The organism is Streptomyces paradoxus (assembly GCF_014202475.1).
Classification (GTDB): Bacteria; Actinomycetota; Actinomycetes; order Streptomycetales; family Streptomycetaceae; genus Streptomyces; species Streptomyces paradoxus.
Window position 1 is genome coordinate 888,399 of record NZ_JACHGV010000001.1, and the last position, 12,823, is coordinate 901,221.

General features: G+C 72.6%; 11 protein-coding genes. 5 read left to right on the forward strand and 6 right to left on the reverse strand.

What is annotated here, in order from left to right; genetic code table 11:
- Position 1: 1 nt before the first annotated feature.
- Both HNR57_RS03970 and HNR57_RS03975 read right to left on the reverse strand, forming a co-directional pair.
- A complete protein-coding gene (locus HNR57_RS03970; protein WP_184555857.1) occupies positions 2 to 586 on the reverse strand; it encodes a (2Fe-2S)-binding protein in 585 nt (194 codons plus the stop codon).
- A complete protein-coding gene (locus HNR57_RS03975) occupies positions 586 to 1,476 on the reverse strand; it encodes an FAD binding domain-containing protein (protein WP_184555860.1) in 891 nt (296 codons plus the stop codon). The genes HNR57_RS03970 and HNR57_RS03975 overlap by 1 nt, the downstream gene beginning before the upstream one ends.
- Before the next feature lie 306 nt (positions 1,477 to 1,782).
- On the opposite strand from HNR57_RS03975, the gene HNR57_RS03980 reads away from it, so the two are divergent.
- The gene (locus tag HNR57_RS03980) at positions 1,783 to 3,456 is read left to right on the forward strand and encodes a PucR family transcriptional regulator (RefSeq protein WP_184555863.1); all 1,674 of its coding nucleotides are present in this window, start codon (positions 1,783 to 1,785) and stop codon (positions 3,454 to 3,456) included.
- Positions 3,457 to 3,621: 165 nt separating this feature from the next.
- Complete coding sequence (locus tag HNR57_RS03985; RefSeq protein WP_221341970.1) at positions 3,622 to 4,389, forward strand: hypothetical protein; 768 nt, start codon at positions 3,622 to 3,624, stop codon at positions 4,387 to 4,389.
- 217 nt (positions 4,390 to 4,606) lie between these two features.
- On the opposite strand, the gene HNR57_RS03990 is transcribed toward HNR57_RS03985, so the two are convergent.
- Positions 4,607 to 5,443, reverse strand: coding sequence for a GntR family transcriptional regulator (locus HNR57_RS03990; protein WP_184555866.1), 837 nt, complete (start codon positions 5,441 to 5,443; stop codon positions 4,607 to 4,609).
- A gap of 177 nt (positions 5,444 to 5,620) precedes the next feature.
- On the opposite strand from HNR57_RS03990, the gene HNR57_RS03995 reads away from it, so the two are divergent.
- Both HNR57_RS03995 and HNR57_RS04000 read left to right on the forward strand, forming a co-directional pair.
- Positions 5,621 to 6,472, forward strand: coding sequence for a (2Fe-2S)-binding protein (locus HNR57_RS03995; protein ID WP_184555869.1), 852 nt, complete (start codon positions 5,621 to 5,623; stop codon positions 6,470 to 6,472).
- Positions 6,473 to 6,775: 303 nt separating this feature from the next.
- Complete coding sequence (locus HNR57_RS04000) at positions 6,776 to 7,816, forward strand: DUF2637 domain-containing protein (protein ID WP_184555872.1); 1,041 nt, start codon at positions 6,776 to 6,778, stop codon at positions 7,814 to 7,816.
- Positions 7,817 to 7,874: 58 nt separating this feature from the next.
- Here the strand turns inward: HNR57_RS04000 and HNR57_RS04005 are convergent, their stop codons facing one another.
- Positions 7,875 to 8,357 carry an ATP-binding protein gene (locus tag HNR57_RS04005; protein ID WP_221341972.1) on the reverse strand — a complete coding sequence of 161 codons (483 nt, stop codon included), beginning with the start codon at positions 8,355 to 8,357 and terminating at the stop codon, positions 7,875 to 7,877.
- A 426-nt stretch (positions 8,358 to 8,783) separates the two neighbouring features.
- Positions 8,784 to 9,407, reverse strand: coding sequence for a hypothetical protein (locus HNR57_RS04010; protein WP_184555875.1), 624 nt, complete (start codon positions 9,405 to 9,407; stop codon positions 8,784 to 8,786).
- 253 nt (positions 9,408 to 9,660) lie between these two features.
- Between HNR57_RS04010 and HNR57_RS04015 the strand changes: the two genes are divergently transcribed.
- Positions 9,661 to 11,079, forward strand: a complete 1,419-nt coding sequence (locus HNR57_RS04015) for a helix-turn-helix domain-containing protein (RefSeq protein WP_184555878.1) — start codon at positions 9,661 to 9,663, stop codon at positions 11,077 to 11,079.
- On the opposite strand, the gene HNR57_RS04020 is transcribed toward HNR57_RS04015, so the two are convergent.
- Positions 11,076 to 12,818: a pyruvate dehydrogenase gene (locus HNR57_RS04020; protein ID WP_184555880.1), complete on the reverse strand. Its 1,743-nt coding sequence runs from the start codon at positions 12,816 to 12,818 to the stop codon at positions 11,076 to 11,078. The two genes, HNR57_RS04015 and HNR57_RS04020, sit on opposite strands and share 4 nt — an antisense overlap.
- Positions 12,819 to 12,823 lie beyond the last annotated feature (5 nt).

Below are 12,823 nucleotides of genomic sequence, written 5' to 3' on the forward strand. Positions count from 1 at the left end.
ATCAGACCGCCTCTGACTGCCGGGCGGCCGCGAGGCGGACCGCGTCCATGATCTTCTCGTAGCCGGTGCAGCGGCACAGGTTGCCCGACAGCGCCTCGCGGATGTCCGCGTCGGTCGGGGTCGGGTTGCGCTCCAGCATCTCGTCGGCCGCGACCAGCAGGCCGGGGGTGCAGAAGCCGCACTGGACGGCGCCGGCGTCGATGAACGCCTGCTGGATCGCGGACAGTTCGGTGCCCTCGCCGGTCTGCGAGTCGGTGCCCCCGGCCTGCCACTGCTGGGCGTTCTGCAGCGTGGTGCCGCAGGCCCCGGACGCGCAGCCGCCGCCCTCGGCGCGCTGCTTGGCGAAGTCGGCGAGCCCCTCGACGGTGACGACCTCGCGGCCCTCCACCTGCCCTGCGGCGACCAGGCACGAGCACACCGGCACACCGTCCAGCCGGACCGTGCACGAGCCGCACTCGCCCTGCTCGCAGGCGTTCTTCGAACCCGGCAGCCCGAGCCGCTCCCGCAGCACGTACAGCAGGGACTCGCCCTCCCACACGTCGTCGGCTTCCTGCTGACGGCCGTTGACCGTGAAGTTGACGCGCATCACGCAGCTCCCTCGATGGTGCGGCGGGCGCCGCGGTAGGACTCCCAGGTCCAGGTCAGCGTGCGGCGGGCCATGACGCCGACCGCGTGGCGGCGGTAGCTCGCGGTGCCCCGGACGTCGTCGATCGGGTTGCAGGCGGCGGAGCACAGGTCCGCGAACTGCTTGGCGACCGACGGGGTGATGATCTGGCCGTTGTCCCAGAAGCCGCCCTCTTCCAGCGCGGCGTTCAGGAACTCCTCGGCGGCCTTGGCCCGGACGGGTGTCGGAGCGGCCGAACCGATGCCGGTCCGCACGGTCCGCGTCCCGGGGTGCAGCGCGAGCCCGAAGGCGCACACGGCGATGACCATCGCGTTCCTGGTGCCCACCTTGGAGAACTGCTGCGGCCCGTCGGCCTTCTTGACGTGCACGGCGCGGATCAGCTCGTCGGCCGCCAGCGCGTTGCGCTTCACGCCCGTGTAGAACGCGTCGATCGGGATGCGGCGCGAGCCGCGCACCGACTCGACCTCCACCTCGGCGCCCGCCGCGAGCAGCGCGGGGTGGGCGTCACCGGCCGGGGAGGCGGTGCCGAGGTTGCCGCCGACGCCGCCGCGGTTGCGGATCTGCGGGGAGGCGACCGTGTGCGAGGCGAGGGCGAGGCCCGGCAGCTCGGCGCGCAGGTTCTCCATGATCTTCGTGTACGGCACGGAGGCACCCAGCCGCACGTTCTCCTCGCCGACCTCCCACTCGCCGAGGTCGCCGATGCGGTTCAGGTCCAGGAGGTACTCGGGCCGGCGGTGGTCGAAGTTGATCTCGACCATCACGTCGGTGCCACCCGCAATCGGCACAGCTGTGGGGTGCTCGGCTTTCGCGGCGAGCGCCTCCTCCCAGCTGGTGGGGCGAAGGAAGTCCATGACCGGCTCTCTTCTTCGTCTTCTCGTGGGGCGTTCGGTTTGAGCCAATCCGTGTGCGGCGGTCCCGGCTCGTTCATGTGCTGTTCACGCGTAGTGGCCTCAGTACACAGCGGCGTGCTCCGACTGAGTCAGTCACGGAAACCATGAAGGAGTTGGCTGGCCAGGACAGGCATCTTGTAGATTCGTATGAACAGAGGCCCTCAGAAACCTCCTCGTTCCCCTGTGGAAACGCGCCACACAACCGCGTGACCTGGAACACAGCCGGGGCAGGGTTTGATTTCGAGACAAAGAACGGCGGCGACGAGAATGCGGCTGCGCGCACTGCTGGACACCGACGCGCTGGGCCTCAAGCTGCTCGGCGGCGAGGACGAGCTGGACCGCACCGTGCGGGGTGTGATGACCACCGACCTCCGCGACCCCAGCCGCTACCTCGCGGGCGGCGAACTGGTGCTCACGGGCCTGGCCTGGCGCCGGGACGCGGACGACTCGGAGCCGTTCGTCCGGATCCTGGTGCAGGCGGGCGTCACGGCCCTCGCCGCGGGCGAGGCCGAGCTCGGGGACGTCCCCGAGGACCTGGTCGTGGCCTGCGCACGGCACCGCCTCCCGCTCTTCGCGGTGCACGAGTCGGTGGCGTTCGCGACGATCACCGAGCACGTCGTACGGCAGGTGTCCGGCGAGCGCGCCGGCGACCTCGCCGCGGTCGTCGACCGCCACCGCCGGATGATGACCTCGGGCCCGGCCGGCGGCGGTCCCGACGTGGTCCTGGACCTGCTGGGCACGGACCTGGACCTGCGGGCCTGGGTGCTCTCCCCCACCGGCCGCCTGATCGCCGGCTCGAAGGCGGCGGGCCCCGGCCTGCCGGCCGAGACGTGGGCCCGGCTCGCCGGAGAGCACCTGGCTGCCGTCCGCACCGGCCGCCGCGGCCCCCACCGCGTCGTCCTGGGCGCCACGACGTACTCCCTGTTCCCGGTCCGCTCCACGGGCCGCTCCCCGCAGCCCGCCCGGGACGTCCGCGAGACCGTCCTGTCGGACTGGCTGCTGGCCGTCGAGGCGGACGCCGGGGACTGGCCCGAGGAACGCCTGGACCTGCTCTACGGCGTCACCCAGCTGATCGCCGTCGAACGGGACCGCCGCGACGCGGCCCGCACGGTCCGCCGCCGCCTGGCCCAGGAGGTCCTGGAACTGGTCCAGACGGGCGCGGCCCCCGCCGAGATCGCCGCCCGGCTGCGCGTGGCAGCGCCGGTCCTGCTGCCCGGCCTGGGCGCCGCGCCGCACTGGCAGGTGGTCGTGGCCCGGGTCGACTGGGACGGCGGGGAGATCGAGGGCGGCCCGGTGGCGCAGGCCCTGCTGGAGGAGGTCCTCGTCGACCCCGCCGTCGCCGGGCCGGAGCACTCCGACCGCATCGCCGTGGCCCACACGGGCGGCGAGGCCATCGCCCTGGTGCCCCTCCCGGCCGTCTCGACGGAGCACGACGGCACGGAGACGGGCGTCCTCGCGGACGCGCTCCTGGCATCGGTACGCGACCCCCTCACGGCGGGCCTCGACGACGACGGCCGGCTCACCCTCGGCGTCAGCGCGGCCGTCCACTCGGCGGAGGGCCTGCGCGGCGCGCTGGAGGAGGCCCGCCACGCCCGGCGCGTCGCGGCGGCCCGCCCGGGCCGGGTCTGCGCGGCCGGCCACCAGGAACTGGCCTCCCACGTCCTGCTGCTGCCCTTCGTCCCCGACGACGTCCGCCGGGCCTTCACCGCCCGCCTCCTGGACCCGCTGCGCGACTACGACCGCCGCCACCGCGCCGAGCTGATCCCCACCCTGGAGGCCTTCCTCGACTGCGACGGCTCCTGGACCCGCTGCGCGGCCCGTCTGCACCTGCACGTCAACACGCTGCGCTACCGGGTCGGCCGGATCGAGCAGTTGACGAGCCGTGATCTGTCGCGGCTCGAGGACAAGCTGGATTTCTTCCTGGCCCTGCGCATGAGCTGAGACAGGGGGTGTCCTGGGCCCAAACCCGGGACGCCCCCGAGTCCCACGACTTTGTGAAATCCTTCACCCACCCTCTTGGCCCGGCCCGCCGATTCGTGCTGAGATGCCGCCACCACTCAACAGCTCGATGGCGTGCTCGGGGAGGGCAACGTGGCGCATACCGCCATGTCTGGTAACGGAACGACCGCCGGTGACGATCCCCTCCAGACCGCGGTATGGCGGCTGCGCTCCCGCGGATGCTGGGCCGACGCGGCGGCCCTGCTGCCGCCGACCACACCGGCGGCGGCGCTGCAACGCGCGTCGCTGCTGGTGGAACGGTGTCTGTACACCGAACAGGGCTGGGAGGAGGCCGAGGACGCGCTGCGCACGGCCGAGGCGATGGCCCACAGCGACGACGAACGCGGCGCGGCCGCTTGTGAACGCGGTTACTTGGCCTACGCGGCGACGCTGCTCGCGGTGCGGGACCGGGCCGACGAGGCGCGGGCCGCGCTCGGGCGGGCGGCTGCGCTGGTCCCTCCGGGGGCTCCGGCGCGGGCTCTGCTCGACTTCCGGCGCGGTCTCCTGGCGGAGAACCTGACGAGTGCCCCCCAGGCCGCGCGCGCCGCGTACCGCCGGGCCCACGCGGGCGCGACGGCGCACTCCGATCCGCTGCTGCTGTCGTTCACGTGGCGTCATCTGGCCGGGCTCGCCCTGCGGGAAGGGGAGTTGGCGGAGGCGCGGCACGGTTTCGCGGAGTCGTTGCGGATCCGGGAGGAGCTGGGCTATCTCGTCGGCACGGCTCCGGCCCTGGTGTCCCTCGCCGACACCGAGACGGAGCCGGAGGCGTCCCGGCTGCGTGAGGAGGCCCGGCGGTTGTTCCGGCTGCTCGGGGGCGTACCGACGTGGCTGTCCCGCCAGTTGGCTCCGCCGGTGCCGCCGGCTGCGACGGCTTGAGGGGGGTGCGGGGTTCTCGGCGTTGTCCCCGGCCCCAGCGGCACGCCTGCCCGCAGGCTGAGCGAACCCGCACCCGCCGGACGACGCAAGGGGCCGTGTCGGGGGGTGTCCGCCCGCAGCGGTTGGCGCGTCGACGCCAGTCAGTCGGTATGACACCCCATCGCGCCGTTCCGAGGACGGACACCCCCCGGCGCGGCCCCGACCCACCACCCGGCGATCAGGCGCCGGCCGCCCCCGCACCCGCACCCGCACCCGCACCCGCGAAGTGCTCGCCCACCAGGGCCCGTACCACGTCCAGGTCCCGTGCGATCAGCGCGTCCAGCAACGCCGTGTGCTCGTGTGCGTCCGCGATCAGGTCGGCCCGCCCCCGGATCCCCGGTCCGCCGCCGACCAGCGGCCACTGCGCCCTGCGGTGCAGGTCCTCGGCGATCCGGACCAGCTGCTCGTTGCCCAAGAGGGACAGCACGGCCCGGTGGAACCCCCGGTCGGACTCCGCGTAGGTCGCACGGCAGCCGGTGGACGCCGCGCGGACCGTCGCCTCGGCGAGGGGCCGCATCTCGGCCCAGCGCTCGGCGGGAACGGTACGGGCCAGCCGCAGCATCACCGGGACCTCGATCAGCGCCCGGACCTCGGCCAGTTCCGCCAGTTCCCGCACACCCCGTTCGACCACCCGGAACCCGCGGTTCGGCACGACCTCGACGGCCCCTTCGAGGGCCAGTTGCTGCATGGCCTCCCGGACCGGCGTCGCCGAGACCCCGAACCGCTCGCCCAGCACCGGCGCCGAGTACACCTCGCCCGGTCGCAGGTCCCCCGCCACCAGGGCCGCCCGCAGCGCGGCCAGGATCTGCCCGCGCACCGAGGCCCGCTGGACCACCGGCCGGGCCCGCGGCACGACCGGCACGGCCGGCGCGGGCGGCTCGCTGTGCGTGTGCTCCCCGCGCACCGCCCCGGCCTGCTGCGGCACCCGCGCGGGCCCGGCCGGTCCGGCTGCAGCCGCTGCCGCTGCCGCCCACGGAGTCCCCGTGTCCGCGGAGCCCTGCGCTCCCTGCCTCACGGGTCCTCCTCCGGACGTATCGGTACTTGGGGTCATTGCGGCGGGTTGTTACTCGTCCGTCAAGCACCATAAGCGCCCCGGCCCCCAGTTCAAATCCCGATCAAGTTTCCGGAGATCGCTAGTAAGGTTAGGCTTACCTTCAAGAGCCCCGTTTCACTCCGACGGATCGGTGATCACATGCCTGCGCCCCTTTCGGCCGTCTCCGGCGCCTACGCACGCCTGGCCGAGGTCCTCCCGGGGCTGGCCGTCACCGAGCTGGACGCCGGGCAGGAGACCCCGCACGGCGGCGGCTGGACCTCCGCCGCCGACCTCGCGGCCGCAGGACCCGCCCTCGACCGCTTCCTGGCGTGGGACGTGGACCAGATCCAGCGGGACTACGGCCGGCAGGCCCGCCCCGACGTCGTCGCCACCTTCGGCCTGCACCGCTACGCCTGGCCCGCCTGCCTGCTGATCACCGTGCCGTGGTTCCTGCACCGCCGGGTCCCCCGCTACCCCGTGACCCACGTCTCGTACGACCGCACCGCCCCGGGCCACGCCCTCGGGCACCTGGCCGTCCGTCCCGCCGGCTTCGCCTGCCTGCCCGGCGACGAGGCGGCCGGGCTGCCCGGCGCCCGGGTCGTCCCCGACGAGGAGGCGCTGCGCGCGGAGGTGCGGTCGGCGGTCGCCGAGCACCTGGAGCCGGTCCTGGCCGGTTTCGGCCCCCGGATGCGGCGCCGCGGACGCGCCCTGTGGGGGATGGCGACGGACGAGATCGTCGAAGGGGTCTGGTACATCGCCCAGTTGCTCGGCGAGATCGAGGAGCGGCGCGCGATGCGCGAGCTGGAGCTGCTCCTGCCGGGCGCGACCAAGCCGTACGTCGGCACAGCGGCGTTCCGGGAGCTGACCGGCCCCGGCGGCGAGCCGCTGCTCACCCGGGACCGCGCGAGCTGCTGCATGTTCTACACGCTGCGCCCGGAGGACACCTGCGCCACCTGCCCGCGCACCTGCGACACGGACCGGGTCACCAAGCTGCTGGCCACGGCCAGTTGACGTCCGCGCGGGGCCGATCGCTCCCGCCGTCCCTTAAGATCATCGCGGACCGGACACCCGCAGGCCCACCGGCGATTCAAACCCTCCTCACGTGTCACGGGAACTATCCGGAGAACCACTCGTACGGGTAGTCTTATTCGAACTCAACTCCCGCCCCTCAAGCGGCAGTTCGAGCAGAACGCCGCCCTGAATATTCCCTTGCACTTCCTTGGCGGCCTCTTGCCCCGAAACCCCCTGAGGGCCGATGGGATTGGGCCACTATGGCGGGCGTTACGCCCTATCCCAATGCAAGGGACCACCCAGATGAGACTGACCGACATATCGCTGAACTGGCTGCTTCCGGGCGCCGTGCTTCTCCTGGGCATGCTGGCGGCGGTAGCGGTGCTCGCGCGCGGCAAGCGCTCCTCGGTCAAGGACACGAGCGCGGACGACTCCTGGGAGCGCAGCGAGGAACGCCGCAGACGCAAGGAAGCCGTCTACGGCACCCTCTCCTACCTCCTGTTGTTCTGCTGTGCGGCCGTCGCCGCCCTGCTCTCCTTCCACGGCCTGGTCGGCTTCGGCGAACAGAACCTCGGACTGTCCGGCGGCTGGCAGTACCTCGTCCCGTTCGGCCTGGACGGCGCGGCGATGTTCTGCTCCGTCCTCGCGGTGCGCGAGGCCAGCCACGGTGACGCCGCGCTCGGCTCCCGCATACTGGTCTGGACGTTCGCCTTCGCTGCGGCCTGGTTCAACTGGGTGCACGCGCCCCGGGGCGTCGGCCACGCGGGTGCTCCCCACTTCTTCGCAGGCATGTCCCTGTCGGCGGCGGTGCTCTTCGACCGCGCGCTGAAGCAGACCCGCCGGGCCGCCCTGCGGGAGCAGGGCCTGGTGCCCCGCCCGCTGCCGCAGATCCGCATGGTGCGCTGGCTGCGGGCCCCCCGGGAGACCTACCGCGCCTGGTCGCTGATGCTCCTGGAGGGTGTGCGCAGCCTGGACGAGGCCGTCGACGAGGTGCGCGACGACATGCGCAAGAAGGAAGAGGCCCGGCAGCGGCGGCGCGACCAGCAGCGTGTGGAGCGGGCCCAGCTGAAGGCGATCAGCCGCGGCCACCGCGGACACTTCGGCCGGGGTGCCGGGCGGCAGCTGGAGGTGCAGGTGGAGCGCGGCTCCTCACAGGTCACCGCGGAGCCTGCCATATCCGCGCCGGAGCCCCTGCCCGTGCGCTCGCGTCCCTCCCTGCAGCCGGTGCGCAAAGGAGCTGACCCGGTGACCGTCGACCTCACCGCCGAGGACGACACCATGGCACTGCCGCGTCTGGACTCCCTGGAGCGCAAGCTCAAGGACCTGGAGCAGCAGTTCGGCTGACCGGACCGCGGCGGGGGAGGCGAAGGGGCGGGGCCTGCGGGCCGCGCCCCTTCGGCGTTCACGCCGCCCCGGCCTCCAGCTCGAACCAGACGGCCTTGCCCACCCCGTGCGGCCGGATCCCCCAGGCGTCCGCGAGGGACTGCACCAGGAACAGGCCCCTGCCGTTCGTACCGTCGTCGGCGACCGGTACGCGCAGCCGGGGCCTGCGGGCCACGAAGTCCCGTACCTCCACCCGCAGTCCGCGGGGACCGACGGTGGCCGTGAGGACCGCGTCGTGGTCGGTGTGGACGATCGCGTTGGTGACGAGTTCACTGGTGAGCAGTTCCGCCACGTCCGACTGCCCCTGCTTCCCCCACTGCCCCAGCAGTTCCCGCAGGGCCCTGCGGGCTTCCGGGACGGCCCGCAGGTCCGCCCGCCCCAGTCTGCGCCGCAGTTGCGGCGCCGGTTCCCGCTCCGTGACGTCGTCGGTCCTGTCCTCCACCGTCTTCGCCGAGAAGCCCCCGATCGCTATGGGACCGCCTCGTCGTGCCTGCCTCTCCATGACCCCCGCCCGCGCGCCGATGTCGGTTCCCCTCCTGCTCGAACACGTTCACGGGGATCCATGCCCCATCGCGAACGCGGCAGTCATGTCGAATCGTCAACGACCGGGTGTTCGGCCACGGGAGCGGGGCGGGCGGCCCGGGCGGCGGGCCGCTGAGCGGCACGGCGGTGGCGGGGAGGGGGACAAGAGGGTAGCCGGTCCGGGTCCCCGGGCGGATCCTGACCGCCGGAGATCGGCCGATGGGCCGATGGCCGGCTGCCGATCCCTGCGTACGCGGTGAACGGCTGGGGCGACGGGCCCCCGTGCGCGGCGCTTCGGTGAAGTTGGCCGAAGTACGACGGTCTTGACATCCGCCGAGACCGGTACGGGGCCGTCCTCCCCCACCCCCGTGGCGGGAGGACGGCCCCGGTCTTCCGTCGGGCGCGGTCAGTACAGCTTGTTGACGGCGGTGGTCGTCGTCTTCTTGAAGGCGGCCACGGGGGCGTCGTCGAAGTCGCCCATCTGGCCCCACTGCACGACGGTGACGGTCCTGCCGTCCCGCCCGACGGACAGCAGCGAGATGTCCGTGGCACCCCAGGACGTCTCGGTGTGCAGGCCGCGGACGCGGGCGCCCTCCTCGACCGGCAGAGTGCCGTAGTCCCGGCCCTCGGCCTCGACGTCGGGGTCGTTCTTCTCGATGCGGTCGGCGCAGGTGCGGATCAGGTCGTCGTAGTGCTTCGCCAGGGCCTTGGCCAGGGCGGGTGTGTCCGCCACGACGGTCAGCTGCACGGCGCCGGTGTCCAGGTCGGTCCGGAACTCCCGGTGCCGGTAGTCGTAGGAGGGCACGCCCTCCGTGCTCACGCAGAAGCCGAGTCCCTCCGGGAACCCTTCGGTGACCGGGCCGGCGGTCCAGGCCGAGGTCGGGTGCGGCGGCAGCTGGGACGCCGACAGGAACTTGGGAGCGGCGGCCTTCGGCGCGGCGCCGGCGGCCGGTGCCGTGAGGACGGTGCCCGCCGCGAGGGCGGCGACGGTGAGTGCGGTGAGCGCGCTGGCTCGGATGTGCTTGGGCATGGGTGTTCCCCCGTGGATGAGTGCGTGGATGAAATGCCGAAGGCATGGATGCCGGATGCCGCCGCGAGGCCGGCTGGTCGGCCCGGACCTGCTCGGTGCGACACCAAAAGCATCAGCGGTCACACCGGGCGGGCGCAACAGCCGGCATTCGATCGGGCACGGTGGAACCATCCCAGCCCGTCTGACGTGCAGGTACATGGGGTGCCTGGGATGCCGTTCCGGGCCGGGTCGGACCTACGAGGACGGGGGAACGGTGTCGGCACACAGCGACGTCGACGACGTCGGGGAGTTCGCGGCGCTGCTGAGGACGCTGAAGGAGCGCACGGACCGCAGTTACGGTTCATTGGCCCGGCGTCTGGCCATGAACACCTCGACCCTGCACCGCTACTGCGCTGGCGAGGCCGTCCCCGTCGACTTCGCGCCCGTGGAGCGCTTCGCCGCCCTGTGCGGGGCGTCCCCGGAGGAACGTCTGGAGCTGCACCGCCGCTGGCTCCTGGCGGTGGCGGCGCGGCAGCGGCCCCGGACGGCGGGCACGGCCGGTACGTCCGGTACGGCGCAGGGGGGTGAGGTCGCCACCGGGGCGGACGAACCGGAGCAAGCACCGGACACCGTCGACGGCCTGACGAACGGTCCGGTGTCCGACCTGGTGGACGACCCGGTATCGGACGCGGTGGACGACTCGGTGTCCAACGCGGTGGACGGCCCCGCGGACGCCCCTGAGGAAGACCCCCCGCTCCCCCGCCGGCCCTGGTACCGCCGCAGACGCGTCGCGGTCGGGCTGGCCGCCGCCTGCGCGGTGCTCGCGGCACTCGGCAGCCTCGCCGCGCTGCCGGACGGGCGGCGTACGCCACCCCGCGACCGGGCCGACGCGGCCGGTCCGGCCCCCTCCGCCATGACGGAGACCAAGGCACCGGACCGGCGCGACGCCTCCCCCACTCCGAGCGGCGGCTCCCCGAGTCCCCGGCGGTCCTCTCCCTCCGCCACCCCGAAGCAGCTGAAGCCCTCCCCGTCACCCTCCCCCCGCACCACCCCGCCCACCGGCGGCTCCACGCCCACCCCGCCCCTCACCTGGTCGGCCGACTCCCAGGCCTGGAAGCTCGGCTGCGGTCACGACTACGTCGTCGCCAAGCCGCCCGGGCAGGTGCCACCGCCGCCCGTCCCGCAGGACGCGGGGGTCTGGGCCGCCTCACAGAACGCGGTGCACGGCGGCGAGACGCTCGTACAACTGACCGTGCAGGGGCGAACGGACACGGCTGTCGTACTGGAGGCACTGCGCGTACGGGTGGTGGGGCGAACGGCCCCGGCGCAGGGCAAGGCCTACGCCATGAACCGGGGCTGCGGCGGTTCCATCACCCCGCGTTCCTTCGACGTGAACCTGGACAAGGACCGCCCCATCGCCCGCGCGGTCGCCGGGAGCGACACGGGCACGCCGATCCCGGCGGTGAGCATGCCCTACCGCGTCTCCGCGCGGGACCCCGAGGTGCTGCTGATCAACGCCAGGACCCAAGGGTGCGACTGCCGCTGGTACCTGGAGCTGGACTGGTCCTCGCAGGGCCGTACGGGCACGGTCCGGATCGACGACGACGGCCGCCCGTTCCGGACCAGCGGCATCAAGGGGCTGTCCCGCTACGTGTACGACATCTCCGCACGCGCCTGGACGCCCTACAGCTAGAGCCGGGGCACGTTGCGCAGGTTGGAGCGGGCCATCTGCAGCATCCGGCCCACCCCGCCGTCCAGCACCATCTTCGAGGCCGACAGGGCGAAGCCGGTCACCATCTCGGCCTTGATCTTCGGCGGGATGGACAGCGCGTTGGGGTCGGTGACGACGTCGACGAGGGCCGGTCCCTTGTGCTTGAAGGCGTCCTTGAGGGCCCCGGCGAGGTCCTTGGGCTTCTCGACGCGCACCCCGTACGCACCGCAGGCGCGGGCGACGGCCGCGAAGTCGGGGTTCTTGTTGGCCGTGCCGTACGACGGGAGGCCGGCGACCAGCATCTCCAACTCGACCATGCCGAGGGAGGAGTTGTTGAACAGGACCACCTTCACGGGCAGGTCGTACTGCACCAGCGTCAGGAAGTCGCCCATCAGCATGGAGAAGCCGCCGTCCCCGGACATGGAGACGACCTGCCGCTTGCGGTCGGTGAACTGGGCGCCGATCGCCATGGGCAGCGCGTTCGCCATCGAGCCGTGGGAGAAGGAACCGATGACGCGGCGGCGGCCGTTGGGTGAGATGTAGCGGGCGGCCCAGACATTGCACATGCCGGTGTCGACGGTGAACACGGCGTCGTCGGAGGCCACTTCGTCGAGCACGGACGCCACGTACTCGGGGTGGATCGGCGTGTGCTTCTCGACCTTGCGCGTGTACGCCTTCACCACCCCCTCCAGCGCGTCGGCGTGCTTCTTCAGCATCCGGTCGAGGAAGCGGCGGTTCTTCTTCTCCTGCACCCGCGGGATCAGGCACCGCAGCGTCTCCCGTACGTCGCCCCACACCGCGAGGTCCAGCTTGGAGCGGCGGCCGAGGTGTTCGGGCCGGATATCGACCTGGACGATCTTGACGTCATCGGGGAGGAAGGCGTTGTAGGGGAAGTCGGTGCCGAGCAGGATCAGCAGGTCGCACTCGTGAGTGGCCTCGTAGGCGGCGCCGTAGCCGAGGAGCCCGCTCATGCCGACGTCGAAGGGGTTGTCGTACTGGATCCACTCCTTGCCGCGCAGAGCGTGCCCGACCGGGGACTTGATCTTCCCGGCGAACTCCATGACCTCGGCGTGCGCGCCGGCCGTGCCGCTGCCGCAGAAGAGGGTGACCTTGCCGGCGTCGTCGATCATCTCGACGAGCCGGTCGATCTCGGCGTCACCGGGTCGGACCGAGGGCCGGGAGGTGACGAGGGCGGTCTCGGCGGCCTTCTCCGGGGCGGGCAGGTCGGCGATGTCGCCGGGCAGCGTGACGACGCTGACGCCGCTGCGGCCGACGGCGTTCTGGATGGCGGTCTGCAGCAGCCGCGGCATCTGCTGCGGGCTGGAGATCATCTCGCTGTAGTGGCTGCACTCGGCGAACAGCCGGTCGGGGTGGGTCTCCTGGAAGTAGCCGAGGCCGATCTCGCTGGACGGGATGTGCGAGGCGAGGGCGAGGACCGGGGCCATGGAACGGTGGGCGTCGTAGAGGCCGTTGATGAGGTGGAGGTTGCCGGGTCCGCAGGAGCCGGCGCAGGCCGCGAGAGCGCCGGTGATCTGCGCCTCGGCGCCGGCGGCGAAGGCGGCGGTCTCCTCGTGCCGGACGTGGATCCAGTCGATGGCGGAGTTCCGGCGGACGGCGTCGACGACGGGGTTGAGGCTGTCGCCGACGACGCCGTAGAGACGTTTGACTCCGGCGCGGGTCAGGATGTCGACGAACTGTTCCGCGACGTTCTGTTTGGCCATGGTTC